Source organism: Cyanobium sp. ATX-6F1, assembly GCF_047395825.1.
Classification (GTDB): domain Bacteria; phylum Cyanobacteriota; class Cyanobacteriia; order PCC-6307; family Cyanobiaceae; genus ATX-6F1.
The window spans coordinates 171,609-196,883 of sequence record NZ_JBCEBF010000001.1; the positions used below are offsets into that span (position 1 = coordinate 171,609).

A 25,275-nucleotide genomic window follows, 5' to 3' on the forward strand; every position below is an offset into this window, starting at 1 on the left:
CCGTGGCCCCCACCGTCAAGATCGTCGGCGCCGGCCCCGGCGCCCCCGATCTGCTCACCCTGAGGGCCGCCCGCGCGATCGAGCAGGCCGATGTGCTGGTCTGGACCGACTCCCTGGTGTCGCCCCAGATCGCCGCCCTGGCCCCAGCGGGCTGTGAATCGATCCGCACCAGCACCCTCACCTTGGAGGAGGTGATGGCCGTGGTGAGCGCGCGGGCCCGCGCCGGCCTCCATGTGGTGCGGCTGCACGATGGCGACCCTTGCCTCTACGGCGCCCTGGCCGAGCAGATCTGCCGGCTGGCCGATGCCGGGCTGGAGCTGGAGGTGGTGCCGGGGTTGAGCGCCTACCAGGCCACCGCCGCCGCCCTGCAGAGCGAATTGACGATCCCGGGGCTGGTTCAGACGATCGTGCTCAGCCGGGCGGGAGGCCGCACCGGTGTGCCCGAACGGGAATCCCTGGGGCGGCTGGCGGCCCTGCGGGCCTCCCTCTGCCTCTACCTCAGTGCCCGCCATGTGGAGGAGGTGCAGGCTGCCCTGCTGGAGCATTACCCCGCCGACACCCCCGTGGCAATCGGCTACCGGGTCAGCTGGCCCGACCAGTGGCTGCAGGTGGTGCCCCTGGAGCGAATGGCGGCCGTCAGCCTCGAACGCAATCTGATCCGCACCACCCTCTTCGTGGTCAGCCCCGCCCTGCGCTCACCGGCGGACGCCCGCTCGAAGCTTTATTCCGCCAGCCACGATCACCTGTTCAGGGCCGCCGCCGCCTCCAGTCCGGCCTGATCAGGGGCGGGGGAGCGCTGGCGGCCTGCGGCGGCTCCCCATCGCCGTAGAGCTCCCGCGCCAGACGCGCCTGATCGAAGCCGCAGCCCAACCGCGCCACGATCGCCTCCAGGTCGATGGCGGCGTTGCCCAGGCAGCAGGTGCCGCCGGGAGAAGGCGTCACGTTGAACACCAGGCCAGGCCGTGGCGCGATGCGTGCCTCCCCGAGCATCAACCGCCGCTCCCCCTTGTGGATCAGCTGGGGACGCACCCCGCCGTAGCCCTCGGCGAAGCGCAGATCCTCCAACTGCATGCCGGGCACGATCTTGCGGGCATCGGCCAGAAACAGCCGGCGCCTGAGCCAGGGCACCTCAAACAGCAGGTTGCGCAGGATGTAGCTGCGGATGTCGGCCACGCGCAGCAGCTGCCAGAACACGGCGAGCACCGACCAATCCAGCCGCAGCACCTTCAGGAACTCAAAAAAGGAGGCGGGTCTGTAGCGCTCCAGCAGCGGCAACAGCAGGGCGGTGGGCCCAAAACGCGTCTGTCCCGGGGCTCGCACATCGGGGTCGCCGTGGATGGCGGCGAAGGGGAGTTTGTCGTTCTGCACCGTGTAGACCTTGCCCTTGAGCAGGTCGGGAGTGAAGTAGAAGCTCCCCGCCACCGGCAGACAGGAGTACTCCAGGCCGTAGCCCAGCTGCTGGGCCATCAGCAGGCTGTGGGCGCCGGCGCAGACCACCACATGGCGGGCCCGGTAACGCCTGGGACCCGCCGCGGTGCTGGCGTCCACCAGGAACGCCTCTCCCTCTGGGGTGATCCTCTCGACCCGCTGCCCCAACCCCAGCTCGAGTTGGCGATCGCTGCCGACCACGGCGGCGTGGGCCTGCTCCACAAACGACTCGGCCAGCTGCTCGTAGTCGACGGCGGTGTAGGTGCTGCGGATGCCGATCGCCACCAGCTCCTCGCGGCGCGGGACCCCATCCACCAGCGCCACATGGGGCTCCCACTGAGCGATCTGCTCCGGTTCCAGCAGTTCCATGGCCGGGAAGTGGGGGCAAAGCGCGAGAAGCGCTCCCGCAGGAAGGCGCACTCCGAGGCCCCCACGGCGAGCACCATCTTGGGGGTGCGGAACACCGTGCGCCCGCGCCGCTCAGCATCCAGCAGGGCGGCGTAGTGCACGATCATCTCCGCCGTGCGCTTCACCTTCAGGGCCTTCTCGAGGCTGTAGTTGGTCTCGATGTCGCCGCAGTGGATCGTCTGGCTGTTGTTGGTGGCCTTGGAGTTGACCTGGGCCAGCCGCTCGTAGCGCTCCAGCAGAGCCAGCCTGGGCAGATCGGTGTAGCGGGCCAGCTCGAACAGCAGAGCGGTACCGCAGACGCCTCCGCCCACGATCAGCACATCCACCTCCTGGCGGGCCTCAGGGTCAACGGTGGCGGTGGACGTGGCGATCACGCGCGCGCGGGGGACGGAGGTTCCGTCAATTCTTCATGGTCGCCCCCGGGGGCCGGGGGTGGGCCGACGAGGTTTTATGATTGAAGGGTGCGGGCGATTAGCACAGCGGTAGCGCACTTCCTTCACACGGAAGGGGTCACTGGTTCGAATCCAGTATCGCCCATGATTACAGAGGCCTGTCGTTCATCTTCAGGTCGCTTATTTTTTCTTTTGGCCTTTACTTTCGGCCTGGCAACCCCGGTGGTAAACCCAACTACAGACCGTTCCAGCGGATTGGAGGGAGAATGGGAAGTGGCCTTTGGCCAACCACCCGCAGCCATCCGTGTCCGAGCCGATCCCCGACCCCCCGTCGCTTTCCGGTGATCCCCTCGTCAGACTCGGCAAGGTGCTTCGGGAGGCCCGGGAGGCCAAAGGGCTGAGCCTTGGAGCCCTGGCCGATCAGTTGTGCATGGGCAGCGACCAGTTGCAGGCGCTGGAGCAGGGCGCCAACGACCGCCTGCCTGAAAAAGTGTTCGTGGTGGCCCAGGTCCGTCGGGTGGCCACCGTCCTGGGGCTGGACGCCGACCCCCTGATCGAGGAGCTGCGACGAATGGATCTGGGTACCCCCGGCGGCAACGGCACCTCCTCCAGTCGGCGCCCCAGCGCCGCGGCACTCCCATCGCCCCTCCTCAGCCCCCAGGCGCCCTCGCCCCGTCCCTCCAGCGCCTCCAACCGTTTCCCCCGCACTGCCCCCAAGTGGGTCCTGGGGGCCCTTGGTGCGCTGGTGCTGGTGACCAGCCTCGGCACCCTGGCCTGGCGCCAGGGACAGGAGGTCCGTCCCCGCTCAGCGCCTCCCGAGGCGCCCCTGACAGCCGACAGGCCACCGGCCCTGGCCCCGTCCACCCCTCAATCCCCAAAGGCAGGTGTGACGGCCCCCGCAACGAAGGCCATCGTGGTCCTCTCCAGCACCGAGGGCAGCTGGATTGCTGTGCGCAACGGCTCAGGGCAACGGCTCTACCAGGGCCTGCTCAAAGGTGAGCGGCGATTTCCCGCCGAACCAGGTCTGAAGGTGCTGGCCGGCCGTCCTGATCTGGTCACCGTGCGCATCGGCAATTCAACCGCCCGCCGCCTCGGGCCGATCAACGAAGTGATCTGGCGCCCGCTCAGGTGACCTCCAGATGGAGGCCCATGGCCTCCATCACCGCCGGCGCGCAGGCCTGCAGACTCCAGCGCTCCAGGCTCAGGTCCAGCTCGGCGCTCAGGGGTTTGAGCTCGATCGTGACGGCAGCAGGACCCGGGCGCACCACCAGCTCGCCGATCAACGGTTCGGGGCGGCGGTCCAGGGAGGCGGCCAGGCGCAGCAGCAAGGCCATTGAGGCCACCGTGCGGCGCTGGGAGCGCCCCTCAATCAACTGCCACGACTCATGGCGTTTCTTGGGCAGGCCGCGGCGGTGGTAACGGGCAATCGCCGCCACCATCAGTTGCTCGGCCTCGGAGTAGCCCAGCAACTCCCCATGGCGAATCAGGTACCAGGTGTGCTTGTGGTAGGCGCCAATGTTGATGTGCTGGCCACAGGCGTGGAGCATCGCGGCGGCCCAGAGCAGCTGGCGGCCCTCGCCATCATCGGCATGCAGCAGCCCGGACGTCTGGTCGTGGAGGCTGAGGGCATGGTCCGCCACCCGCTTGGAGCGCACCTGATCGACCCCGAAGCGTTGGGCCTGGTGCAGCACCGTGCGCTGACGGATCGAGCTCTGGAAAGCAAAGCGATCGACGATCAGATCCTTGCGCAGCATCCAATCGACGATCAGGCCCTCCCGCAGCGCCCGTTCGCTGATCACCAGCTCGTCGACGTCGAGCATCGCCATGGCGGTCTGCAGCACCAGGGCACCGGGCACGATGATCTCGGCCCGGCGCTCGTTGAGGGTGGGCAGGGCCCGGCGCTGCTCGGGGGTCATCTCCACCAGCCGGGCCACCAGCAGATCCAGACGTTCCCGGCTCAGGCGGTAGCCCTGCAGCCGCAGCGGCGGACGCTCGTCCTGGGCCGCCGCCATCGCCGCCAGGGCCATGGCGGTGCCACTGGTGGCCACCATCACCGCCGTCTCGCCAGGCTGCAGACGCCGCTTGACCTTGTCGACGGCGGGCTCCAGGGAGCCTTCGATGAAGGCGGTCAGGAACGAGCGGCGCTCGGGCGGGATCGGGTCCTCGCGCACGAAATCACGCTGCAGGCGCACCGCCCCCACCCTGGTGCTGGTGAGGGCCCTGGCGTCGCGGCCGTCCGCCAGGATCAGCTCGGTGGAGCCCCCACCGATGTCGAGGATCAGATGGGGCTGGTCGCCGAAGGCCATGCCCGAGAGCACCCCCAGGTAGATCAGCCGGGCCTCCTCCTGGCCGCTGATCAGGTCCACCTCAAGCCCGAGTTGCTCCTGCAGCGACTGGAGGAAGTCGCGGCCATTGGGGGCCTCACGCACGGCGCTGGTGGCCGCCGTCACGATCTGTTCCACCCCATGGCTGGCCGCCAGCTCGCGGCAATGGCGCAGGGTGACGAAGGCCCGTTCGATCGCCTCGGGGGTCAGATCGCCGCTGTCCTCGTCGCGCTCCCCCAGGCGGGTGCTGGATTTCTCGGTGAGCACCACGCTGAAGCTGCGCAGCACCGGATCCACCGCCGCGATCAGCAGATGGATGGAATTGGTGCCGATGTCGATCGCTGCCACATGGCGCAGGCTCTTCGCTGGGGCCGAAGCCGCTGCGGCAGGGGCCTTCAGGTCGCTGACGGAGGCCCGTTGCTGCTCAAGCTCCGGCATGGGGGCAGATCGCCTGGACTCGGCGTCACTTTGCCACCAGCGCCCCTGGCGCGGACAGCTCGAAGCAACTGCGACCTAGGGTGCCGCCAGCTTTTGGCGATCGATCCCGTCCATGGCCAGCGCAGGCAGCGGTTCGTTATTGCGGGGCTGGTTCGAACTGCTGCGCTGGCACAAACCCAGCGGCCGGCTGATCCTGTTGATCCCGGCGGGCTGGTCGTTGTGGCTCGTGCCCCAGGCGCCGCCAATGGCGCCCCTGGTGGGCTGGATCGTGCTCGGTGGCCTGGCGGTGAGCGGTGCGGGCTGCGTCGCCAACGACCTCTGGGACCGCCACATCGATCCCCAGGTGGAGCGCACCCGCGAGCGGCCCCTGGCCAGTGGCCGGGTGAGTGTCGCCAGTGCTCTGGTGCTGCTGGCGCTCTGCCTGCTGCTGGCCCTGGCGGTGGTGCTAGCCCTGCCAGCGGCCAGCCGGGGGCTCTGCCTGCTGCTGGCCCTGCTCGCCCTGCCACCGGTGCTGCTCTACCCCTCGGCGAAACGCTGGTTCCCCCTGCCGCAGCTTGTGCTGGCCCTGTGCTGGGGCTTCGCCGTGCTGATCCCCTGGGCCGCCGCCACCGGATCGCTCGCAGGCGGCTGGCCCCTGGCCCTGGTGTGGCTGGCCACCCTGGCCTGGACCTTCGGCTTCGACACCGTCTACGCCATGGCCGACCGCCGCGATGACGCCGCCCTGGGCCTGCGCAGCAGCGCCCTCACCCTGGGGGAGCGCGCGCCCCTGGCGGTCGCCCTCAGCTATGGCCTCACAGCCGCAGCGCTGGGGATCGCCGCGGCCCTGCAGGGGGTGGGGGCGATCTTCTGGCCCCTCTGGGTCCTGGCCGCGTTGGCGATGCAGCGGGAGGCCAGGCGGCTCGATGGCGGCCACTTCGGCCGCCAGGTGCGTCTTGGCGCCCTGTTGCTGCTGGCCCTGGTGCTGGGACAGGTGCCTTGAGCGGCGCATCCCCCCAGCGCCATCCCCTGGGGGCTGGGCTGCCGGCTCCCCTGCGCCGGGGCGATCGCGTGCGGCTGGTGTCCGCCAGCTCGGCCCTGGAGGACAGCGAGCGGCTGGACGCTGGCCTGGCCGTGCTTGAGAGCTGGGGCCTGGAGCGGGAAGCTGGCTTCGATCCCCTCCGTCGCTGGGGCTATCTGGCCGGCGAGGATCACCAGCGCCGCGCCGACCTGGAGCCGCACCCCGAGGGGGCCCCGGCGGCCCTACGGGCCTGCGTCCGCGGGGGTTGGGGGGCGGCACGGCTGCTGGAGCAGCCCCTGGAACTGACGCCTGGCTGGTTGCTGGGCTTCTCCGATGTGACCTCCCTGCTCTGGGCCCAACGGGCCCGGGGGCAGGGCGGCGGCATCCACGGCCCGCTGATCACCACCCTGGCCAGCGAGCCCGCCTGGAGCCGCCAGCGGCTGCACAATCTGCTCTTCGGTGCCCCCATGGAGGATCTGAGCGGCGAGGGCTGGCAAGGGGGCGTGGCCGAAGGCCCGCTGCTGGTCGCCAACCTGACCGTGGCCACCCACCTGCTGGGCACCCAGCATCTGCCGGACCTCAAGGGGGCGGTGCTGGTGCTTGAAGACGTGGGCGAAGCCCCCTATCGCGTCGATCGCATGCTCACCCACTGGCGCCTCTGCGGCGCCCTGCAGCAACTGGCAGGCCTGGCCTTCGGACGCTTCAGCGACGACGGGGAAGCGCCTGAGACGCAGGGGGAATCGGACGGGCGGGACGGGCGCTTCAGCACTGAGCAGGTGCTCAAGGAACGCAGCACCGACCTGGGCATCCCCGTGCTCGGGGGCCTGGAGGTGGGCCATGGCCCCGGCAACGCCGCCCTGCCCCTGGGGGTGCGTGCGCGCCTGGATGCTTCCAGCGGGCGTCTCAGCCTGCTGGAGTAGGCCGAAGGGAGAGCACCGCGCCTGCGATGCGCAGGTCGAAGGGGGTGGTGACCTTGATGTTGGAGGGCTCCGCCGCCAGCACCTGCACCGGCCAGCCCAGTCGTTCGAACAGGGCGGCGTCATCGGTGACGCTCCAGCCCTCCTGCAGGGCCCGCTCGTGGGCCGAGCGCAGCCGCTCCACCGCAAAACCCTGGGGGGTCTGGGCGGCCCAGAGCTGGCTGCGATCCGGGGTGTCGAGGATGGTGCCGGCGCCATCCACCCGCTTGATCGTGTCGCTCACAGGGGTGGCGGCGATCACCGCCTGCCCCTGGCGCACAGCGGCCGCACAACGCTCCAGCAGCTCGGGCTCCACCAGGCAACGGGCGCCGTCGTGGATCAGCACATGCTCAGCCTCCGGCGGCAGGGCCGCCAATCCGCGGCGCACGGAGTCCTGGCGGCTGTCCCCACCGTCGATCCAGACCACCGGCCGATCCGGGGCGGCCGCGGCCACCAGGGCCTCCACATCCGGGCGATCCACGGGTTGACCCACCAGTCCGATCCAGCGGATGGCGGCGCAGGCCAGCGCCGCCTCCAGGGTCCAGGCGAGCACCGGCCGGCCGGCCACGCTCAGCAGCAACTTGTTGCGCTCGGCGCCCATGCGGCGGCCGCTGCCGGCGGCGGCGATCAGTAAATGCACAACGGAGGGGGCGGCAGGGAGAAATCCAGACCTGATTCATACAATCGGCCCGCGACAAGCCTGCCCTGCCGCCCTGATGCGCGTTCTCTTTTTGATCCCGGGATCCAGCGCGTCGCAACTCCAGGCGTTCCCTGCCGTCGCCGCCGTCGCTGATCAGCTCCAGGCCCAGGTGCAGGTGGTCTGCCCCACGGCCTCGGCGGCGATCTGGGCGCTGCTCCCCCAGGTGACGCGGGTGCTGGCCTTCGGCGCTGACGGGGACGGGAGCTTCGGCAGCGGCAACGGCCCTGGCGCCGGCAACAGCCTTGCGGACTGGAGCAACCTGCTGGGCTCCGTGCGGGACCCCGACTTCCAGGCCTGCATCAACCTCGCCACGGGGCGCCAGGTGAACCTGATGCTCTCGATGACCCACATCCCCACCCGCATCGCCCAGGACGGCTTCGGCCTCACCGAACGGGTGAGCCCCCAGGAGGGGTGGCCCAACCAGGCCATGGAGTCCTACCTGCGCCCCCTGGGGGTGAGCCTGGACGCCGAAACCTTCCGCCTCTCCCTGCCCAGGCCCGCCCTGGAGCAGGCGGTCGCCGCGCTTCCCCCGGGCGATGGCCCTGCCCTGCTGCTGGCCCCGGCCGGGGAGCCGGCGACTGGCCCGAGGCCAACTGGCGGCTCTTACCGGAGCAGGTGCGCCTCCAGGTGCCCGGCCTGCGGGTGCTCCACACCCTCAGCGACGACAGCCCCGTGGACCGGGCGGCCCAGCTGGCCGCGGCCGATGTGGTGCTGGGGAGCGATCCGACGAGCATCGAGCTGGCCCTGCTCAGCGGCACCCCGTTGGTGGCCCTGGGTCGCCGCAGCGACACACTCCCGGCGCGCCAGGGAGTACAAGGAATTGGTTCATCGGCAGGCCTTGATGACCTCGGTGTTGCCGAGGTCCTGCAAGCCCTCGGGCTGGGTTGATCCGCTCCGCCCCCACCCACCTCTAGAGGATGATCCAACGCTTCCGGAGCAGAGTTCGGCCCCGGTCACACGAGCGGAACCAACACCCGTGGCGCACGCCACTGCTGGCACTGGCGCTGCTGATCAATGCCTCGGCGGCGGGCTACCGGTTCACCGAAGGCTGGGACTGGGGGGACTGCTACTGGATGGTGGTGGTCACCTTGAGCACCATGGGCTGGAGCGACGGCACCACCGCCGCGATGCACACGGGCGGGAGGGTGGTCACCACCCTCTCCCTGGTGGGGGGCCTGGTGGTGGTCCAGTTCGCGATCCAGCGCCTGCTGGGGCTCTCCCAATCCGGTTACTTCCGTCGCCTGCGGGACAACAGTTTTCGCCGCTCATTGCAACGCATGAACGACCACGTGATCCTCTGCGGCTATGGCCGCATCGGCCGGGAAATCGCTGAAAAGCTCTGCTCCGAAGGCATCCCTGTGCTGGTGGTTGAGCTGGAGCCGGAGCGCAAGGCGGCGGCGGAGGCGCGGGGACTGCCCGTGCTCCAGGCCGATGCCACGCTCGATGAAACCCTGCGCGACGCCGGCATCCACCACTGTCGCAGCCTGGTGGCGGCCCTCACCAGCAACGCCGCCAACCTCTACGTGGTGCTCAGCGCCCGCGGCATCGCCCCCAACTGCCGGCTGATCGCCCGCTCCGACAGTGACCAGGCCGAGCGCAAACTGCGCCTGGCGGGGGCCGACCAGGTGGTGAGTCCCTACGTGGCCGGCGGCAGGGCCATGGCCGCCACCGCCCTGCGGCCCCTGGCGGTGGATTTCATGGAACTGCTCGCGGGCTCCGATTGCGAAGTGGAGGAGTTCCAGCTCAGCAGCCGCCCGGAACTGATGAAGGGCATCAGCGGCCGCAGCCTGGCGGAGATGCAGTTCGGACGTCACAGCGGCGCCCTGGTGCTGGCGATCCGCTCACCGGAACCCGAGGACGCCGAACCCTCCAGCCTGCAGGGCAGCACCTACTCCAGGGGTGGCAGCACCTTGATCGCCAACCCCGGCGGCGATGTGCGCCTGGCGCCTGGGCAGTTGCTGGTGGTGCTGGGCAGCAAGGAGCAGCTGGAACGGTTCGAGGCCCTGCTGGGCCCCGCCCTGGAGGGCAGCGACCCGATGGCCAGCTGAACCCCTCGGCCTACGATCGCCCTCGACTGTCCTGCCCGCCGATGTCCGTGCCCGCCACCCCCCTGGCCGGACAGACCGCCGTGGTGACCGGCGCCAGCCGCGGCATCGGCCGGGCGATCGCCCTGGAACTGGCCCGCGCCGGGGCCAAGGTGTTGGTGAACTACGCCAGCTCCGCCGAGGCCGCCGAAACGGTGGTGGCCCAGATCAACGCCGAAGGTGGCGAGGCCTGGTCCTACGGCGCCGACGTGGCCGACGAGGAGCAGGTGGAGGCCATGATCAAGGCGGTGCTCGAGCGCCATGGAGCCATTGACGTGCTGGTCAACAACGCCGGCATCACCCGTGATGGCCTGCTGATGCGCATGAAGACCGCCGACTGGCGCAGCGTCATCGACCTCAACCTCACCGGCGTGTTCCTCTGCACCCGAGCGGTGAGCCGCTCGATGCTCAAAGCGCGTCACGGGCGCATCATCAACATCACCTCGGTGGTGGGGCTGATGGGCAACCCCGGCCAGGCGAACTACAGCGCCGCCAAGGCGGGAGTGATTGGCCTGACCCGCAGCACGGCGGCCGAATTCGCCAGCCGGGGCGTCACCGTGAATGCCGTGGCTCCAGGCTTCATCGCCACCGACATGACCAAGGATCTGCAGGCGGAGCCGATCATCGCCGCCATCCCCCTGGCCCGACTCGGCCAGCCCGAGGAAGTGGCCAGTGCCGTGCGCTTTCTTGCCGCCGATCCCGCCGGCGCCTACATGACCGGCCAGGTGCTGCAGGTGGATGGCGGCCTGGTGATGCGCTGAAAGGGGAACCAGTGGGGCTCAGTTCTCGAGCGGCTGGCCCAGCTCCTCGCGAAGACGGCGAATCTGCTGCAGCAAGCGCAGACGACGGCTGCGGGCGGTGTACGTCAGGAACAGGCGCAGGGGCACATAGACCAGCGCCATCAGCAGCCCCAGGCCGGTGACCACCAGAAACGTGGCGTAGTTGGGCCCCGCCAAAGGGCCGGCCAGGGGGCCCATCAGCGGATCCACCAACGGATCGATCGCCACGTTCTCCAGGGTGGTCTGCAGCAGCTCGTCCATCGCCAGACCCTATCGGGGAGACCAGGCGCCCGCAGGCCGATTCGGGTTTCCCCACCCGCGCCGCGATGACCGCGGGCAAGGCCCTGTGGGAGCCTGTGGGAAACGTGCGCCCCCGTTCCCAGGCATGGCCAAGCTGATCAACTTCTCCGATGACTCCCGCAGCTCCCTGGAGCGGGGCGTCAACGCCCTCGCCGATGCGGTGCGCGTCACCATCGGCCCCCGCGGCCGCAATGTGGTGCTCGAGAGGAAGTTCGGCGCCCCCGACATCGTCAATGACGGCGTCACGATCGCCAAGGAGATCGAACTCGAGGATCCCTTCGAGAACGTGGGCGCCAAGCTGATCCAGCAGGTGGCCTCCAAAACCAAGGACAAGGCCGGCGACGGCACCACCACTGCCACGGTTCTGGCCCAGGCCCTGGTGCAGGAGGGCCTGCGCAACGTGGCCGCCGGAGCCAGCCCGGTGGGGCTGCGGCGGGGCATTGAACGGGCCACGGCCCAGGTGGTGGAAGGGATCAAGCAGCTGGCCCGGCCCGTGAGCGGCGATGCCATCCGCCAGGTGGCCACCGTCAGCTCCGGCGGCGATGAGGAGGTGGGCCGCATGATCGCCGAGGCGATGGAGAAGGTGAGCGTCGACGGGGTGATCACCGTTGAGGAATCCAACTCCCTGGCCACCGAACTGGAGATCACCGAAGGCATGGCCTTCGATCGGGGCTACTCCTCCCCCTACTTCGTCACCGATGGCGAGCGCCAGGTGGCGGAGTTCGACAACGCCCTGCTGCTGGTCACCGACCGCAAGGTCAGTGCCCTGGCGGATCTGGTGCCGCTGCTGGAGAAAGTCTCCCGCAGCGGCTCAGCGCTGGTGATCCTGGCTGAGGAGGTGGAGGGTGAAGCCCTCGCCACCCTGGTGGTCAACAAGAACCGTGGCGTGCTGCAGGTGGCCGCCGTCCGCGCCCCCTCCTTCGGCGAGCGGCGCAAGGCGGCCCTTCAGGACATCGCCATCCTCACCGGTGCCACCTTGATCAGCGAAGACCAGGCGATGACCCTGGAGAAGGCCAGCCTTGAGGATCTGGGCCGGGTGCGCCGGATCACGATCAGCAAGGACACCACCACGATCGTGGCGAACGACAGCCGCCATGGGGCGGTGCTGGATCGGGTGGCGGCGATCCGCCGGGAACTGGAGGCCACCGACTCCGACTACGACAAGGAGAAGCTCAACGAGCGGATCGCCAAACTCGCCGGCGGTGTGGCCGTGATCAAGGTGGGCGCTCCGACTGAAACCGAGCTCAAGCACCGCAAGCTGCGCATCGAAGACGCCCTCAATGCCACCCGGGCGGCGGTGGAGGAGGGCATCGTCGCCGGCGGCGGCACGGTGCTGACCCAGTTGGCGCGGGACCTGGACGCTCTGGTGTCCCAGCTCTCCGGCGACGAGCGCACCGGTGTGGAGATCGTGCAACGGGCCCTGAGCGCCCCCTGCGCCAGATCGCCGCCAACGCCGGAGAGAACGGCGCCGTGGTGGTGGCCGAGGTGGCCAGGCTGAACCTGGGCTTCAACGCCCTCAGCGGCCGCTACGAAGACCTTCTGGCCGCCGGCATCATCGATGCGGCCAAGGTGGTGCGCCTGGCCCTGCAGGATGCGGCCTCGATCGCCGCGCTGCTGATCACCACCGAGGCCGTGATCGTTGACAAGCCCGAGCCCCAGGGTCAGGCCGCACCCGATGGCGGCATGGGTGGAATGGGTGGGATGGGCGGCATGGGTGGCATGGGTGGCATGGGCATGCCCGGGATGATGTGAGTCCCAGGGGCACCTGGCCTTGAGGTGCCACCGGCAAGCCTGGCTGAACGCGATCAGCCCAGGGCCCTCACGTAGGCCGCCACCTGCAGATCCACCCCGGTGATCGCGGTTCCCACCACCACCGCATCCGCCCCCTCTGCCAGGGCCCGAACGGCCTGATCTGCGTCGGAGATGCCGCCTTCGCAGATCAGAGCCACATCACCTGGGAGTCCCTGGCGCAGTGGCGCCAGAAGGCCCCAGCCGGGTGGCTTCAGACCAGAGGTGGCCTCGGTGTAGCCGTAGAGGGTGGTGCCCACCCAACGGCAGCCCAGCTCCGCCGCCCTCAGACCACTGGCGAGGCTGTCGATGTCGCCCATCAGGGGGCCCCCAGTTCCTCGCGGGCCCGCTCGATCAAGGCCCCCAGTTGCTGGCCCTCGGGGCGGTGGCGCTCGGTGGCATCGAGCGCCACCACGTCGGCGCCGGCCGCCCAGACAGCGCGGATCTCCTCCCAGCCAGGAGTGATGTAGATCGGGCTGCCTTCAAAGCTGCGCTTCCAGAGCCCGACGATCAAGGCTCCGGGGCAGCGACGGCGCACGGCACCGATGTGCTCGGGGCTCTCCAGGCGCACGCCGATCGCGCCGTTCGCCAGGCTGGCCTCGGCCATGGCCGCGATCACGTCCGGATCGCGCAGGGGCGAGCCCTCCGGCGCCTGCACCGACACGATCAGTCCGCCCTTCAGCGCCGCTCGCTCCAGGCTCGATGAAGGCTCAGGAGGCACGACGTTGGGGCGGATCGAGGCTTTCGTCGGGGAGCCAGGCGCGCAGCTGATCAAGGGCCGGATGGGCTGGGGCCGGCGCCGGACGGATCAGGGCCTGGGCGGGCCTGGGGGCGAGCGGCAAGCGGGCCACGGCTGAAGGCTGTTGCAGGGGCTGTTGCTGGGCTGGTAGTTGCAGCACTGGCTGTTGCGGCGCTGGCTGTTGCAACGCTGAAGGCAGGTGCTCTGCCGGCGACGGAGATAGCGGCCGCGGAGTCTCCGCTGCCTTGGTCTCGATGGCAGCCCAAGGGGCCGAAAACGGCTTGAGGGTTTGTCCAGGCAGGGGGTCAACGGGCAGTCGGTCGGCGGGCAGTGGGTTCTCCCCAGGGGAGGCCGTCGTCGGGCTGTCCTGCAACCACCGCTCCGGCGTGGAGGCGAAAGCGTCGTCAAGCTGAGCCTCGGCCTCCTCGTCCTGGCCCTGAAACGTGCTGGCGACCTCCTCGAAGCAATCGCGCACCAGGTGGCGCAAACGCGCGAAACGACCCACGCGCACGGGAGCGGCCTCGGCGGCGGCAACGGCAGCAGGGCCTGACTCGCTCGCTGCGGTGGCTTGTTCGTCGGCACCGCTGAACTGGGCCGCGGGAGCAGGGGGCTGTGGGGCCACAGCGGCCATGGGCGGGTGCAAGCCCGTGGCCTCGGCGAAGGGAGTGGCTCCGCTGCTCTCACTCGCCGCAGGTTCCTTCAGGGGCACCCCATCGGTGAAGGCCGCCGCCTCAGTGATCGGCAGCGGCTTGGCCAGGTTCGTTGCAGCCAGGCCGTCCCCAAAGTCCCGGTCGGCCATGGCGTCATGTCCGACCGCAGGTGTAGCTGCCTCAAAGGAACCATCACCGGCCCCGAGTGCTTCTGCCGTGCGCGAGGTCGCCCGCCACCGGAGTGCCGCCGAGGGCCACGAAATCCGCCAGCGGCACCTCCTCCACCTCTGGACCCTCACTGAGCCAGAAGTCAGAACTGGAGTCAGCCGCTGTGGGCAGGAGGGACTCATCCTCGGGCTCCAACTCCGCAGACTCCAGGATCACTGGGGCTGCCGGAGCTGCCGGATCGAGGGCCATCACCGCCACAACAGGGCCTTGGCTCTCCTGTGCCCCAAGGGCGACCGGTCCGGCCACCAACTGCTGGCGCCACCAGCCAGCAGCCTCCGGATCGGCCAGCGAGACAACCAGTGAATCGAGGGCCTCCACCCCCTGGCGGTGCACCCACTGCCACGACAACGGGGCCACCGCCACCGCGTCCCTCCGGGCGACCGCCCCGAGCAACCGCTGCCGGAGATCCTCCTGGCGGGGGGACAGGGAACGGAAGGCAGATGGCTGGGAGATCACGGCGGGGAAGTCAGGTGAGCTTGCGATCCAGCAGGGGACGGATCAGCAGAAACAGGGACAGCGCCAGAACGGCGAGCACCAGCAGGCAATGGGAGGCGGTCAGGGAGCCATAGGGCGCGACGAGCACCACATCGGAGAGCGCGAAGGCCCCCGCGTAGGCCGCACGAATGGGCTCAATCGCGAAGGTAAGGGGATTAAGGGCCGCAAGCCAGCCCAACCAGGGGGGCATGAAGGAAATTGGTGCCAGCGCGGTGCTTGCGAACAGCAGCGGCAGGTTGGCCACGAAGATCACGGCGATCAGCTCGATGTGGCCCGGCAGGGCGAAGGCCAGCCCCAGGCTCAAGGCGGTGACGGCGAACACCAGCAGCAGCAGGGTGACCAGCACCAGCACCAGGCCGGCACCACCCGGCCAGCCGTAGCCCAGCAGGGCGGCGGTGCCCATGATTGCCACGCTCTGCGCCAGGCTCAGGCTGGTGATGTAGAGCACCGAGGCCAGCACGATTGAAAAGCGGGAGCGCAGGGGCGCCACCAGCAGCCGGTTCAGGAAGCCGAATTCCCGATCAAACATCAGCGGCAGACCGGCGTTGAGGGCGGCGCTGAAAGCGGTGAACACGATCACTCCGGCCCCAAGAAAGCGGCCATAGCTCATGCCGTCCGGCAGCAGGCCCGCCGGCGCGTTGGCGAACAGGGCCCCGAACAGCACCAGCCAGATCAAAGGCTGAAGCACCCCGGCCACCAGGGTGCTGGGGCGCCGCGCCAGTTGCAGAAACAGGCGCTTGGTGAGCGCCAGGGTCTCTTGGCTCAGGTCCGCCAGGGCCGAACGGCCCGCCGCGGGGCTGGGGGAGGGGCCAGAAGCGAGGGAGCGCTGGTCATCGGCGGACAGCGAAGGAAATTTTGGACAACGGGACCGGGAAACGGGACGGGTCAGCGGGCGGTTCAGCGCATGGCCTGCTTGCGCTCCGCCTTGGGATCGCGGCTGCCGGCGACCGCCAGCTCCGCATCCATGAGCGTGCGGCCGGTGGCCTGCAGGTAGACGTCATCGAGGCTGGGGCGGCTCTGGGCCAAGGCGAACACGGGCCAGTGGGCCTCCAGCAGTTGGCGCCTGAGCGCTTCGACCACCCCGTCGTGCTCCACCACCAAGTTGAGGGAGAAGCCCTGGGCCCGGTTCACCACCACCTGGCGCACCCCCTGGCAGCCCCGCACCAGGGCCTGCAGCTTCAGGGCCTCCTGCTCATCACTGAATTCCCGCACCCGCAGCGTCACCCGGTCGCCGCCAAGGGCGGCCTTGAGTTCCGCAGGGGCCCCTTCGGCGATCACCTGCCCCCCTCGATGATCGCCAGCCGGTCCGCCAGGGCATCGATCTCCTCGAGGTAGTGGCTGCTGAGCAGCACCGTGGTGCCCTGGTCCCGCAGTTGGCGCAGCACCTGCCAGATCGCCGAGCGGCTCTCGATGTCGAGGCCGACGGTGGGTTCATCCAGCACCAGTAAGGCCGGGCGGTGCAGCAGACCGCAGGCCAGATCGAGCCGGCGGCGCATCCCGCCGGAGTAGCTGCCGCAGCGGCGGTCGATCCAACCCTCCATGGCCAGCAGCCCCACCAGCTCAGCGATGCGCCGGTCCCGCTCCGCTGAAACCATGTGGTAGAGGTCACCTTGAAGCTCCAGAAGCTCCCGTCCGGTCAGAATTTTGTCGATCGCCACGTCTTGGGCCACATAACCCAGCAGCTCGCGCACGGCGCGGGGTTCGACCAGGGCATCAAGGCCCCCACCCGCACCGTGCCGGCGTCAGGAGCCAGCAGGGTGGCGATGATGCGCAAGGCGGTGGTTTTGCCGGCGCCATTGGGACCCAGGAGCCCGAAGAGGGTGCCCTGGGGCACCTTCAGCGACAGCCCCCGCAGGGCCTCCACCGATCCGTAGCGCTTGCTGAGGTTGTGCAGCTCGATCAAGGCGACTCCCTGGCGCTCAGCGGTCCAATCGGATCAATGTAAGAAGGGCAGCGCCCCCAGCAGGAGTTCGGACCCCTGGCGGCCGAACAGCTCCGCCGCTGGCAGGCGGGAGAGCAGCAGCAGCAGGCAAATGCCGAACAGGTAGAGAATCGACCAGGCGAACAGCCTGCGGGCCCGCTTGGGATCATCGGGATCCCGCTGCAAATCAGCCACCAGCTGCAGCAGCCGGGCATTGAAGGGCAGCACCAGCAGCCCGTAGAGCAGGCCCCCGGCCGGCAGGGCGACGATTCCGGCCAGGCTGAACAGCGCCGTGGCGCGGGCGTAGTGGCCGATCGCCCGAACGGTGAGCACCGGCCCGGCCACCACCGGCAGCATCGGAATACCCACGGAGCGGTAGTCCTCCCGGAGCAGCAGGGCCAGGGCCCAGAAATGGGCGGGGGTCCAGAGCATCACCAGGCTGAACAGCCACCAGCCCCCCACCCCAGCGCTCCCGTGGCCGCCGCCGAGCCCACCAGGGGGGAATCGCGCCGGCCACCCCGCCGATGACGATGTTCTGGGGGTGCGCGGCTTGAGCAGCACCGTGTAGAGCAGCACGTAACTGCAGAGCCCCAGCAGCGACAGGCCGGCGGCCAGGCCATTGACCCCCGCCAGCAGCAGACCCGTCGCCGCCAGGGCCAGGGTCACCGCCAGGGCGAAGGCATAGCGAGACGAGAGCCGGCCGGAGGGCAGGGCCCGGCCGCTGGTGCGCTGCATACGCCCATCAAGACCTTCCTCCCAGAGGCAATTGAGCACCCCCGCCGAGGCCGCGGCCAGGGCCCCACCCGCCAGGGTGCAGGCCAGTCGTCCCGCGGGCAGGGGCCAGCCATCGGAGAGGGCCATCCCCCCAAGGTGGTGGCCAGCAGCAGGGGGATCAGCCGCGGCTTGACGATCTCCAGCCAGGGGGGCAGGGGCCGTCGGGTCCGCGCGGGCGCAGGCTGCTCCAGGCTGGGGGGCAGCGGGCCCGGGGGAACCAGAGCCGGAGGGGCGGCGCTAACCACGGGACACCTCCAGGCCTGCGGTGGCCGAATCGTCCGCCAGGGGCATCGGAAGGAACCCGCCGCGAACGCTGAGGGCCGCCAGCACCGCCACCAGCAGGGCTGCCGTGAGCTGATGGAGCACGGTGACCGCGGGCACGGCCAGGGTCAGCCGCAGGCTCCAGACACCCAGGGCGATCTGAAGCGCGACAAGCACAGCGGCTAGCAAAGCCAGCCCCCGGGGCCGGCCGGGCCAGGGGGAGCCAGGGCCGTGGCGCCGGCCAGAACGAGCACGGCCGTTGCCGCCAGGGGTGCCCCCTGGCGATGGGCCAGCAGCCAGCCGCAGGACTCGCCGGCAGCCAGGCAGCGGCCGGCGGCCCACTGGCTGGCCATGGCGCCCCCAAGCAGGCACTGGGCCAGAACACAGGTGGTGGCGACGACCGCCAGGGCAGGCCACCAGCGGGGCGCTCCCGCGCCCTGGGGCCTGAGGCCCTGGGCTGATGCCTCAAGGATCTGATGCAGGCCGCTCACCAGGGCCACCAGCACCAGGGCAGTGCCGAGGTGGGCGGTGACGATCCCGGCGGGCAACAACTGGAGCACCGTGAGGGCGCCCAGCCCCCTGGAAGGCCACCAGAGCCAGGGCCAGACCAGCGCCCCAGGGAAGCGCGGCCGGCAGCTCCCTGCGGCGCCAGAGGCTGAAGCCGAACAACACCAGCAGCGCCACACCCACCAGGAAGGCATCGAGGCGGTGGAACCATTCCAGAAAGACTTGCAGCGAGAGGCGGCTGCCGGGGAAAAGGCTGCCGTAACAAAGGGGCCAATCGGGGCAGGCGAGCCCCGCCTCCATGACACGGGTGGCTCCTCCGATCGCCACCAGCGCCACCAGCGCCACCACCAGGTGGGCCGTGAGCAGGGTCAAACGCGCCATGGTCGGGCCATGGCGCTGGAACGCTGCGCTCACCCTTTCCCCCTTCGCCGTTCGGGCACGGTAGCGGTGATTTCTGAGGCTCCGAGATCAGCGGCTTTCCCATCAGCTTTGGCCGGCCAATCATGTGCAATCGCTCACAACGAAGCCCTTGAGCCCATCGGGCTCAACATGTTCGGGGCAGGAACCCTGCGAAGCGCCGCAGCTCCTGTGAGCGCCTGAACGGGCCTCTGCTGGCGGCGGCTCAACTCCCGCACCCCTGGGCTGAGCGGGAACAGAGGAGAGGGCGTCATCGGCGCTTCGGTGGTGTTCCCAGAGACGAAACCAGTGAGGGCATGGCCTTCGTTCTTGCAGTCCCCGCAGCCAACTGGGCAGAATCAATCCATTGAAAGTTCCCAATCAATGCTGGAAGGGAAGGCTCTGCTGGAGAAGGCCCGCTCCCTGAGCAACCGCCCCGAGGAGCAGATCGCCCGGGCCTGTGGCTACGTGGGACCCAGTGGACGGGTGCTCAAGAAGAGTTTCCATCGCGCCCTGGTGGAAGCCAGGGGCTACCGCGTGCCCGCCGCCGAGGCCGGGCCCACCAAGGGACGCCAGGCGGAGTTCCGCACGCGGGTGCACGGCAACGGCAATCTGCTGATCGGCAATGCCTACACCCGCCGCCTGGGCCTGCAACCCGGCCAGGAGTTCCGCATCGAGATCCACCGCGAAACCGGCTCGATCACTCTGGTGCCGCTGGAGGAATCCAGCGCTCCGGCTGATCAGGAGGGTTCGATCGGCTGAGCCGACGGGCCACCCTGGGGCCCTTCGTTCGGGACCAGGAGGTGGAAGCTGGAGCTGAACACCAGCAGATCGAGGCCGCTGAACAGAAAGCTGATCCCCACCAGCACCCCCAGCACCTGCAACAGCCCGCCGAAGTGCATGGTCACGATCAGCAGGCCCAGCCCCACGGTCACCAGGCCGTTGAGCAGCCCCCAGCCCCAACCCTTGGTGCGGGTGTTGGTGAGGGCCACCACCACCGCCACCAGACCTTCCACCAGGAACACCAGTCCCACCGCCAGGGCCAGGGTGGCCACCTGCCGGGCCGCCCCCACCACCCCCTGACCGGCGCTGGTGAGGATCCAGATCCCGGCCACCAAGAACAGGGTGGAGACCACCAGACGCCAGAAGCTGATCCAGCGGCCGATCTGCCTGGAGCGCACCAGGTTGTTGATCCAGCCCACCAGGCCCGCCACCAGGAAGACCACAGCAATCAACACCGTGGCCCCGAAGGAGGCCAGCACCGGAAACACCAGGGCCAGCACCCCGAGCACCAGCATCAAGATCCCCTCGGCCACGGTGAAGGCCCGCAGGGAGCGCAGGGAAGCTGTGGAGCGCTCTGAGGTCATGGCCGGGAGGTTCAAGGGAACGTCGCGAAGGCGAGCGGAGATCGCTGCCGACTGAACCGTAGTCACGGCAACGGCTTCCAACCAACTTCAGCCCTGGGGACTCAGCCCCAGCCCTGCTCGGCCAGCCAGCCGCGATCGAGGGGCGGCTCGGCCATGGGCCGGGTGGGCCTGGGTCCCGATCGGCTGTCCGCCAACAGCCGTTCGGTGTACTTGGCCAGCAGGTCCGCCTCCAGATGCACCGCATCCCCCTGCTGGAGGTGCTGCAGCGTGGTGGAGGTCCAGGTGTGGGGAATCACCGCGATCCAGAATTCGGCCCCTGTGGGGTCGCAACCGGCCACGGTCAGGCTGATGCCATCGATGGCGATGCTGGCCTTCTCGCAGACGTAGCGGCCATAGGCGGGGTCCTGCCAGCGCACCACCAGGCGCCAGGAGGCCGGCTGACGCTCGATCGCGGCCACGGTGCCTAGGCCATCCACGTGCCCGCTCACCAGATGGCCACCAAGCCGGTCGCTCAACCGCAGGGCCGGCTCCAGATTGACGGCCGCCCCCCGCTGCGCCTTGCTGGCCAGGGTGGTGCGTCCCAGGGTCTCCTCGCTGACGTCGGCGCGGAAGCCATCGCTCACCAGGGAGGCCACCGTCAGGCAGACCCCGTCGACGGCGATGCTGTCCCCCAGGGCCAGGGGCCCCAGGGCAGCGGCCTCGCGCACCTCCACCCCCGCCGCCCAGGGGCGCAGGTGTCCGACCGCCTGAATGAGACCGGTGAACATCTCCCACCCCTCGCCGATGGCCATAATCGTCGAAGGCCCATGCGTCAGCACCATGGTCGAAATGGGCGTCGCCGGAATCGCTCTCGATGCGGCGAGCCGCAGCCCGATCGTGCTGCTGAGGGATCCATCCGGCCGGCGCCAGGTGCCGATCTGGATCGACCAGGCCCAGGCCCAGAACATCCTGGTGGGGCTTGGCGGCCAGAAGCCACCCCGCCCCCTCAGCCACGACCTGATGGCCGAACTGATGGTCCTGGGGGTCTCACCCTCGAGCGGGTGATCATCCACGCCATTGAGGACAACACCTTCCGGGCGGTGCTCAAACTCACCGACGCCGAAGGGGACGCCACTGAACTGGATGCCCGTCCCAGTGACGCCATTGCCCTGGCCCTGCGCACCGGCAGCGGCATCTGGATGCTGGAGGAGGTGGTCGCCGACGCCTCGATCCCCGTCGATGCCGACGCCGACGCCGAGGACCAGGAGGATTTCCGTCGCTTCCTCGAGGGCGTCAGCCCGGCCGAACTGGTGCGCAACCTGAAGCGGGCCCAGCAGGACCAGGACACCGACACCCCCGCGTGAGCGAGGCCCTGGCGGCCCGCCGGCCCTTCGGCCCAGGCAGCCCTGATGTCTCCCTGTTCACCCTCGGCACCATGCGGGCGGTGAACGGCCTGGAGCAGATGCGGGCGGTGCTCTCGGCCGCCCTGGCCTGCGGCATCAACCACCTGGAAACGGCCCCCGCCTATGGCCCTGCCGAGGGCTTCCTGGGGAGGCCCTGCGCCTGCTGGCGGTGCCGCGCCCAGCGCTGGTGATCACCAGCAAGCTGCTGCCGGGGGTGCCCCTGGAGCAGGGCCAGCTCCAGTTACGCGACTGCCTCGCGCGCCTGGGGGTGAAGCGGCTCGACAACCTGGCGGTCCATGGGTTGAACCTCCCGGAGCACCTGGGCTGGGCCCTAGGCGGTGAGGGCTCCGAGCTGCTGCGCTGGGCCCTGGGGGAAGGGCTGGTGGGCCAGGTGGGCTTCAGCAGCCACGGCGACAACGACCTGATCGAGGCGGCCCTGGCCAGCGGCCGCTTCGGCTTCTGCAGCCTGCACCTGCATCTGTTCGACCCCCAGCGGCTGCCCCTGGCCCAGGCGGCCCTGGCCGCCGGCCTGGGGGTGCTGGCCATCTCCCCCGCCGACAAGGGCGGTCGGCTCTACGACCCGCCCGCTGAGCTGGTGGGCGACTGCCAGCCCCATCACCCCCTGGAGCTGGCCTACCGCTTCCTGCTGGCCCAGGGGATCAGTTCTTTGAGCCTGGGGGCCGCCGCACCGGGCGATCTGGACTGGGCGAAGCGCCTGGCGGGGGCCATAGAACCCCTCGGGGCCAGCGAAAGGGCCGCTTTGGAGCAGCTGGAGCGGCGAGCCGCCGAGCGGCTGGGGGCGGAGCGCTGCGGCCAGTGCCGGGCCTGCCTGCCCTGCCCCAACGAGGTGCCGATCCCCGAGTTGTTGCGGCTGCGCAACCTGGCCCTGGGCCACGGCATGGGGGCCTTCGCCCGCGAGCGCTACAACCTGATCGGCCGCGCCGGCCACTGGTGGGAAACCCTCAACGCCAGTGCCTGCCAGCGCTGCGGCGACTGCCTGCCCCGCTGCCCCCATGGGCTGGCCATCCCCGATCTGCTCGCCGACACCCACGCCCGCCTAGTAGAGGCCCCGCGGCGGCGGCTCTGGGGCTGAGGAATAAGCCAGGGGGAGCCGAAGGCGGCTCAGGCGGCCGTCTGATCCCAGAGCCGCTGGTAGCGCTGGCGCTCGGCGGGGCTGAGCGGAGCGAGGCTGTTGCAACGCTCCAGCACGGCGGCCTCGGGGTAGAGCAGACGGGCCTGCTCCCTCGGCCAAAGGGCCAGGGAGGCCCCGAGGCGCTCCCGGGGCAGGGGCGGCACCCAACCGCCGCTGAGCAAGCGATCGAGCAGGGGAGGTGAGCGACTCTCCCGCAGCCACTCCAGGGGGGGCGGGATGCTCCCCCGCCGGCCGCAGCAACAGGTTCCACCACAGGGGGAGCCGCTCTCGGGCAACAGGGCCACCAGGCGGAGATCACGGCGCAGCAGCGGCAGCACCACCTGGCTGGGCAGCACCGCCGCCTGGGCGTTCCCAGCCAGCAGCAGGTTCAGCCCATCGCGCTCATCAAAGGCCAGGGCCTGGCGCCGCAGCCGTGCCAGCTGGGCGGGCAGGCGCGAATCCTCCAGGGCGCCGGCCTCGGCACTGGCCAGACCCAGCTGACGCAGGGCCAGCTCGATCACCACGCGCGGGCTGGAGGGCAGCACCAGTTGTTGCTTCAGCGAGGGATCCAGCAGCAGATCCCAGCCCCGGTCGGGCTGCGTGGCCAGATCCGGTCGACTGCGCAGCAGCAGCAGCCAGGTGCCGAAGGCCCAGGGCAACGCCACGGGCGGGCCGACGCGGAACAGGCGGCTCACCGCTTCGGCCTGGCTCAGCAGGCCCTCCAGGGCGGCCGCGGGCTCAAAGGCCTGCAGGGCGGCGGGCTCAAGGGTCTGGGCCCAGCCATCCCCCAGTTGCAACAGGGCGCTGCGGGGCTGCGTTGCCGCCCCGATCACGGCGGCGGCCGTCTCCAGTCGCCGGGCCTGCCAGGGGAGGGCAGGCGCTTGAGCCAGGCGGCGGGGAACTGGCCGCTGGAGCTGAGCAGCTGAGGGGACCGGCCATCAGCGCAGCCCGCCAGCAGCCCCACGGCGCCCAGGGCCGAGAGGCGCAGCAGCTGGCGGCGGGAGAGCGGCGGAGCGGTCATGGGGCCGACCCTAGGTGCCGCCCAGGAGCTGCCCGCAGGCCCGATCACAGGCCTCGGCCAGGGACTGCGGGCTGCGGCCGCTCAGCTCCCAGAGCAGGGCCAGCCCGCCCGCCCCCACCCCTTCCTTGACGTAGCCGTCCTCGTAGTCGCGCAGGGCGCGGCTGCGGCAAGCGCCAAAGCGCAGGCCGGCGGCAAAGGCCAGGGGAGCCACGCCCCAGCGCCGTCCGATCCACTCCAGCAACAGGGCCAGATCGCTCTGGGGCTCTGTGGCCACCCAGGCCGTGGTGCCCAGGGCAACCTGCCCAGCCAGCTGCTGGCGCTGGTGGGCGGGCGCCAGGGCCAGCGCCAGGGCGAGCACGGCGGCCATCTGGCTGCCGCCCGCCAGCAGCACCGGGCGGCCCTGCTCCGCGGCCGCCAGCACCAGGGCCGCCGCGAGCACCTGCATGGCGTCCCCCACGGCGGTCACCACCGCCAACGGATCGACCGCGCCGCCTCGTGCAGCGGAGCGGCCACCCAGACCAGCGGCCCCCAGCCCCCGCTCCACCAGTTCCGCCTTGAGCCGGTGGGCCGGCTCCCGGAGGCTGCCGCTCACCAGCCCCGCCGCCGCGATGCCCAGGCCCGTGAGCAGCGCCTGGGCCGTGCTGGTGCCCCCCGGCACGCACTCCGCCAGCACCAGCGGAACCGCCGAGGGCCGACGGCCCCAGCGGCGGCCCAGGGCCAGCAGGCGCTGCACCTGAGCGGGATCGAGAGCGGAGCCTGTGCTCAGGCAACGGGCGGGCGCCTGCAGCAACCGCACGTGGGGCACCGCGGGGGCGATCGGGGCCCCCAGGTCGATCACCAGGGGCTCGAGCTCCAGGCCCGCGCAAACCACCTGGCTGATCAACGCCGGGCTGACACCCGCCGGCAGCGGCGGCAGGGCATGGGGGCGGTGGGCCAGGGGCCCCAGCAGCAGCAGCTCCGCATCGGCGGCGGCGGTGAGGCGACGGGAGACGGCGGTGGCCCCGGCGGCGGAGATGCCCTCCACGGCGGCCGTGTCGGTACCCGCCAGCAGCAGCAGCACCCGGGCGCGGCGGGCCTGGGCCGCCACCCGCGCGCACCATTGCGCCCCCAGGACGGGATCACCGCAGAGTTGCCGTGGGCCCACCGGACTCAGAGCGGGTCGAGGGCCACCAGGGAGCGCAGCAGCTCGGGGGGCTCGCTGATGGGGGCTTGGAGGCGAGGAAAGATCCAGTAGGCGAAGGCGTGCAGGGCCAGCACGTAGATCAGGTTCTGGAACAGCACCAGGCCCAGGGCCATCAGCTGCACGGCGATCAGTTCGGGTCCACCGCCGAGGTTGAGCAGGCCGGCGAGCTGATCGAGCAGACCGGCGGCGGCGTTGGTGATCACCACCCAGAGGTTCTCCCCCACCAGCACCGAGAGCACCGCCACCCGCACCAGAAACCCCAGCGCGCCGATCAACGTTCCAACGCCCCAGGTGAGCCACCAACTGAGCCGGCGGCTCCAGCCCCAGCCCAGCCACAGGGCCAGCAGGCCGTAGGGGAACAGCATCAGCGGCCCCCTGATCGGCCCCATCAGCGCCACCAGCAGCAACAGCGCCACCAGCACCCCCTCGGCGCCGCAGCGCCAGCCGTTGCGCAGCAGCAGCAACGCCAGGGGCAGGGGCAGGGCCAGCCGGAACAGGGGGCCGCCCACGGGCAGGTAATAGAGCGCCACCCAGAGCAGGGCCGTGGCCGAGGCCAGGTAGGCGGTCTCCATCAGCTGGCGGGCCTGACGTCGGCTGAGGCTGCGCGGCGGGGGCGGCATCGGAT

General features: G+C 70.4%; 26 protein-coding genes, 1 tRNA gene and 6 pseudogenes. 12 read left to right on the forward strand and 21 right to left on the reverse strand.

Features of this window, described 5'->3' with window-relative positions; all coding sequences use genetic code 11:
• The first annotated feature begins 2 nt into the window (after positions 1–2).
• Entirely contained in the window at positions 3–779 is a 777-nt protein-coding gene (gene cobM / locus AAF143_RS01065) for a precorrin-4 C(11)-methyltransferase (RefSeq protein ID WP_255005117.1), read from the forward strand.
• On the opposite strand, the gene AAF143_RS01070 is transcribed toward cobM, so the two are convergent.
• Positions 748–1,797: an FAD-dependent oxidoreductase gene (locus AAF143_RS01070; RefSeq protein ID WP_414026394.1), complete on the reverse strand. Its 1,050-nt coding sequence runs from the start codon at positions 1,795–1,797 to the stop codon at positions 748–750. The two genes, cobM and AAF143_RS01070, sit on opposite strands and share 32 nt — an antisense overlap.
• A gap of 74 nt (positions 1,798–1,871) precedes the next feature.
• Positions 1,872–2,210 (reverse strand): annotated as a pseudogene (locus AAF143_RS01075) (malate:quinone oxidoreductase); the annotation flags it as partial.
• Between the two features lie 91 nt (positions 2,211–2,301).
• Here AAF143_RS01075 and AAF143_RS01080 point away from each other — a divergent pair.
• Both AAF143_RS01080 and AAF143_RS01085 read left to right on the forward strand, forming a co-directional pair.
• Positions 2,302–2,373: transfer RNA gene (locus AAF143_RS01080), tRNA-Val, on the forward strand.
• A gap of 159 nt (positions 2,374–2,532) precedes the next feature.
• On the forward strand, positions 2,533–3,360 hold the full coding sequence (locus AAF143_RS01085; protein ID WP_255005124.1) for a helix-turn-helix domain-containing protein: 828 nt from the start codon (positions 2,533–2,535) through the stop codon (positions 3,358–3,360).
• Here AAF143_RS01085 and AAF143_RS01090 read toward each other — a convergent pair.
• On the reverse strand, positions 3,353–4,990 hold the full coding sequence (locus AAF143_RS01090) for a Ppx/GppA phosphatase family protein (RefSeq protein ID WP_255005125.1): 1,638 nt from the start codon (positions 4,988–4,990) through the stop codon (positions 3,353–3,355). The genes AAF143_RS01085 and AAF143_RS01090 overlap by 8 nt on opposite strands.
• Positions 4,991–5,102: 112 nt before the next feature.
• Here AAF143_RS01090 and AAF143_RS01095 point away from each other — a divergent pair, with 112 nt between their 5' ends.
• Both AAF143_RS01095 and AAF143_RS01100 read left to right on the forward strand, forming a co-directional pair.
• Positions 5,103–5,969: a 4-hydroxybenzoate polyprenyltransferase gene (locus AAF143_RS01095; protein WP_255005128.1), complete on the forward strand. Its 867-nt coding sequence runs from the start codon at positions 5,103–5,105 to the stop codon at positions 5,967–5,969.
• Complete coding sequence (locus AAF143_RS01100) at positions 5,966–6,907, forward strand: S66 peptidase family protein (RefSeq protein ID WP_255005130.1); 942 nt, start codon at positions 5,966–5,968, stop codon at positions 6,905–6,907. Before AAF143_RS01095 ends, AAF143_RS01100 begins: the two co-directional genes overlap by 4 nt.
• Here AAF143_RS01100 and ispD read toward each other — a convergent pair.
• Both ispD and AAF143_RS01110 read right to left on the reverse strand, forming a co-directional pair.
• Positions 6,891–7,583 carry a 2-C-methyl-D-erythritol 4-phosphate cytidylyltransferase gene (ispD, locus tag AAF143_RS01105; RefSeq protein ID WP_255005840.1) on the reverse strand — a complete coding sequence of 231 codons (693 nt, stop codon included), beginning with the start codon at positions 7,581–7,583 and terminating at the stop codon, positions 6,891–6,893. The two genes, AAF143_RS01100 and ispD, sit on opposite strands and share 17 nt — an antisense overlap.
• A 153-nt stretch (positions 7,584–7,736) precedes the next feature.
• Positions 7,737–8,072 carry a hypothetical protein gene (locus tag AAF143_RS01110; protein WP_414026395.1) on the reverse strand — a complete coding sequence of 112 codons (336 nt, stop codon included), beginning with the start codon at positions 8,070–8,072 and terminating at the stop codon, positions 7,737–7,739.
• Between the two features lie 186 nt (positions 8,073–8,258).
• On the opposite strand from AAF143_RS01110, the gene AAF143_RS01115 reads away from it, so the two are divergent.
• The 3 genes from AAF143_RS01115 to fabG are packed head-to-tail and all read left to right on the forward strand — an operon-like array spanning position 8,259 to position 10,488.
• Positions 8,259–8,531, forward strand: a complete 273-nt coding sequence (locus AAF143_RS01115; protein ID WP_414026396.1) for a hypothetical protein — start codon at positions 8,259–8,261, stop codon at positions 8,529–8,531.
• A gap of 29 nt (positions 8,532–8,560) precedes the next feature.
• Positions 8,561–9,691: a potassium channel family protein gene (locus AAF143_RS01120; RefSeq protein ID WP_255005132.1), complete on the forward strand. Its 1,131-nt coding sequence runs from the start codon at positions 8,561–8,563 to the stop codon at positions 9,689–9,691.
• A 41-nt stretch (positions 9,692–9,732) separates the two neighbouring features.
• Entirely contained in the window at positions 9,733–10,488 is a 756-nt protein-coding gene (gene fabG / locus AAF143_RS01125) for a 3-oxoacyl-[acyl-carrier-protein] reductase (RefSeq protein WP_414026397.1), read from the forward strand.
• A gap of 18 nt (positions 10,489–10,506) precedes the next feature.
• On the opposite strand, the gene AAF143_RS01130 is transcribed toward fabG, so the two are convergent.
• The gene (locus AAF143_RS01130) at positions 10,507–10,767 is read right to left on the reverse strand and encodes a hypothetical protein (RefSeq protein WP_409995600.1); all 261 of its coding nucleotides are present in this window, start codon (positions 10,765–10,767) and stop codon (positions 10,507–10,509) included.
• A 124-nt stretch (positions 10,768–10,891) separates the two neighbouring features.
• On the opposite strand from AAF143_RS01130, the pseudogene groL reads away from it, so the two are divergent.
• Positions 10,892–12,558: pseudogene (groL, locus tag AAF143_RS01135) on the forward strand (chaperonin GroEL).
• Positions 12,559–12,611: 53 nt separating this feature from the next.
• Here groL and AAF143_RS01140 read toward each other — a convergent pair.
• The 9 genes and pseudogenes from AAF143_RS01140 to AAF143_RS01180 form a co-directional block, all read right to left on the reverse strand.
• Positions 12,612–13,315, reverse strand: a pseudogene (locus AAF143_RS01140) (N-acetylmannosamine-6-phosphate 2-epimerase).
• Positions 13,305–14,132, reverse strand: a complete 828-nt coding sequence (locus AAF143_RS01145; protein ID WP_414026398.1) for a hypothetical protein — start codon at positions 14,130–14,132, stop codon at positions 13,305–13,307. The pseudogene AAF143_RS01140 and the gene AAF143_RS01145 overlap by 11 nt, the downstream one beginning before the upstream one ends.
• Before the next feature lie 43 nt (positions 14,133–14,175).
• Complete coding sequence (locus AAF143_RS01150) at positions 14,176–14,667, reverse strand: hypothetical protein (protein WP_414026399.1); 492 nt, start codon at positions 14,665–14,667, stop codon at positions 14,176–14,178.
• 10 nt (positions 14,668–14,677) lie between these two features.
• A complete protein-coding gene (locus AAF143_RS01155) occupies positions 14,678–15,481 on the reverse strand; it encodes an ABC transporter permease (RefSeq protein ID WP_414026869.1) in 804 nt (267 codons plus the stop codon).
• Between the two features lie 122 nt (positions 15,482–15,603).
• Positions 15,604–16,609: pseudogene (locus AAF143_RS01160) on the reverse strand (ATP-binding cassette domain-containing protein).
• Between the two features lie 33 nt (positions 16,610–16,642).
• Positions 16,643–17,488, reverse strand: coding sequence for a heme o synthase (locus AAF143_RS01165; protein ID WP_414026400.1), 846 nt, complete (start codon positions 17,486–17,488; stop codon positions 16,643–16,645).
• 150 nt (positions 17,489–17,638) lie between these two features.
• Positions 17,639–17,839 carry a hypothetical protein gene (locus AAF143_RS01170; protein WP_414026401.1) on the reverse strand — a complete coding sequence of 67 codons (201 nt, stop codon included), beginning with the start codon at positions 17,837–17,839 and terminating at the stop codon, positions 17,639–17,641.
• A gap of 5 nt (positions 17,840–17,844) precedes the next feature.
• The gene (locus tag AAF143_RS01175; RefSeq protein WP_414026402.1) at positions 17,845–18,153 is read right to left on the reverse strand and encodes a hypothetical protein; all 309 of its coding nucleotides are present in this window, start codon (positions 18,151–18,153) and stop codon (positions 17,845–17,847) included.
• The gene (locus AAF143_RS01180) at positions 18,128–18,550 is read right to left on the reverse strand and encodes a COX15/CtaA family protein (RefSeq protein ID WP_414026403.1); all 423 of its coding nucleotides are present in this window, start codon (positions 18,548–18,550) and stop codon (positions 18,128–18,130) included. Before AAF143_RS01180 ends, AAF143_RS01175 begins: the two co-directional genes overlap by 26 nt.
• 399 nt (positions 18,551–18,949) lie before the next feature.
• On the opposite strand from AAF143_RS01180, the gene AAF143_RS01185 reads away from it, so the two are divergent.
• On the forward strand, positions 18,950–19,327 hold the full coding sequence (locus AAF143_RS01185) for an AbrB family transcriptional regulator (protein ID WP_255005145.1): 378 nt from the start codon (positions 18,950–18,952) through the stop codon (positions 19,325–19,327).
• Here the strand turns inward: AAF143_RS01185 and AAF143_RS01190 are convergent.
• Positions 19,306–19,998: an HdeD family acid-resistance protein gene (locus tag AAF143_RS01190; protein ID WP_414026404.1), complete on the reverse strand. Its 693-nt coding sequence runs from the start codon at positions 19,996–19,998 to the stop codon at positions 19,306–19,308. The genes AAF143_RS01185 and AAF143_RS01190 overlap by 22 nt on opposite strands.
• 35 nt (positions 19,999–20,033) lie before the next feature.
• A complete protein-coding gene (locus tag AAF143_RS01195; protein ID WP_255005150.1) occupies positions 20,034–20,699 on the reverse strand; it encodes a riboflavin synthase in 666 nt (221 codons plus the stop codon).
• A 52-nt stretch (positions 20,700–20,751) separates the two neighbouring features.
• On the opposite strand from AAF143_RS01195, the pseudogene AAF143_RS01200 reads away from it, so the two are divergent.
• Both AAF143_RS01200 and AAF143_RS01205 read left to right on the forward strand, forming a co-directional pair.
• Positions 20,752–21,321 (forward strand): annotated as a pseudogene (locus tag AAF143_RS01200) (bifunctional nuclease family protein).
• Positions 21,322–21,346: 25 nt separating this feature from the next.
• Positions 21,347–22,407, forward strand: a pseudogene (locus tag AAF143_RS01205) (aldo/keto reductase).
• Positions 22,408–22,436: 29 nt separating this feature from the next.
• Here AAF143_RS01205 and AAF143_RS01210 read toward each other — a convergent pair.
• From AAF143_RS01210 to AAF143_RS01225, 4 genes are read right to left on the reverse strand one after another with little or no spacing between them, the layout of a single operon-like run.
• Entirely contained in the window at positions 22,437–23,279 is an 843-nt protein-coding gene (locus tag AAF143_RS01210; RefSeq protein WP_414026405.1) for a hypothetical protein, read from the reverse strand.
• Positions 23,276–23,467, reverse strand: a complete 192-nt coding sequence (locus AAF143_RS01215) for a hypothetical protein (RefSeq protein WP_414026406.1) — start codon at positions 23,465–23,467, stop codon at positions 23,276–23,278. The genes AAF143_RS01210 and AAF143_RS01215 overlap by 4 nt, the downstream gene beginning before the upstream one ends.
• A 10-nt stretch (positions 23,468–23,477) precedes the next feature.
• A complete protein-coding gene (gene cobT, locus AAF143_RS01220; protein WP_255005153.1) occupies positions 23,478–24,611 on the reverse strand; it encodes a nicotinate mononucleotide-dependent phosphoribosyltransferase CobT in 1,134 nt (377 codons plus the stop codon).
• 5 nt (positions 24,612–24,616) lie between these two features.
• On the reverse strand, positions 24,617–25,270 hold the full coding sequence (locus AAF143_RS01225; protein WP_255005155.1) for a DUF2232 domain-containing protein: 654 nt from the start codon (positions 25,268–25,270) through the stop codon (positions 24,617–24,619).
• Between the last annotated feature and the right edge of the window lie 5 nt (positions 25,271–25,275).

Bases quoted from the DNA above. Each gene is read 5' to 3' on its own strand.
- AAF143_RS01225 (WP_255005155.1), bottom strand. From the start codon at position 25,270: ATGCCGCCCCCGCCGCGCAGCCTCAGCCGACGTCAGGCCCGCCAGCTG.
- AAF143_RS01165 (WP_414026400.1), bottom strand. From the start codon at position 17,488: ATGGCCCTCTCCGATGGCTGGCCCCTGCCCGCGGGACGACTGGCCTGC.
- AAF143_RS01130 (WP_409995600.1), bottom strand. From the start codon at position 10,767: ATGGACGAGCTGCTGCAGACCACCCTGGAGAACGTGGCGATCGATCCG.
- AAF143_RS01195 (WP_255005150.1), bottom strand. From the start codon at position 20,699: ATGTTCACCGGTCTCATTCAGGCGGTCGGACACCTGCGCCCCTGGGCG.
- AAF143_RS01120 (WP_255005132.1), top strand. From the start codon at position 8,561: ATGATCCAACGCTTCCGGAGCAGAGTTCGGCCCCGGTCACACGAGCGG.
- AAF143_RS01180 (WP_414026403.1), bottom strand. From the start codon at position 18,550: ATGGCGCGTTTGACCCTGCTCACGGCCCACCTGGTGGTGGCGCTGGTG.
- AAF143_RS01185 (WP_255005145.1), top strand. From the start codon at position 18,950: ATGCTGGAAGGGAAGGCTCTGCTGGAGAAGGCCCGCTCCCTGAGCAAC.
- AAF143_RS01110 (WP_414026395.1), bottom strand. From the start codon at position 8,072: ATGGCCTGGTTGGGCCACCCCTCCTGGGGGCTCACCCGTTCGGTGAGG.
- AAF143_RS01070 (WP_414026394.1), bottom strand. From the start codon at position 1,797: ATGGAACTGCTGGAACCGGAGCAGATCGCTCAGTGGGAGCCCCATGTG.
- AAF143_RS01090 (WP_255005125.1), bottom strand. From the start codon at position 4,990: ATGCCGGAGCTTGAGCAGCAACGGGCCTCCGTCAGCGACCTGAAGGCC.
- fabG (WP_414026397.1), top strand. From the start codon at position 9,733: ATGTCCGTGCCCGCCACCCCCCTGGCCGGACAGACCGCCGTGGTGACC.
- AAF143_RS01215 (WP_414026406.1), bottom strand. From the start codon at position 23,467: ATGACCGCTCCGCCGCTCTCCCGCCGCCAGCTGCTGCGCCTCTCGGCC.
- AAF143_RS01145 (WP_414026398.1), bottom strand. From the start codon at position 14,132: ATGGCCGACCGGGACTTTGGGGACGGCCTGGCTGCAACGAACCTGGCC.
- AAF143_RS01095 (WP_255005128.1), top strand. From the start codon at position 5,103: ATGGCCAGCGCAGGCAGCGGTTCGTTATTGCGGGGCTGGTTCGAACTG.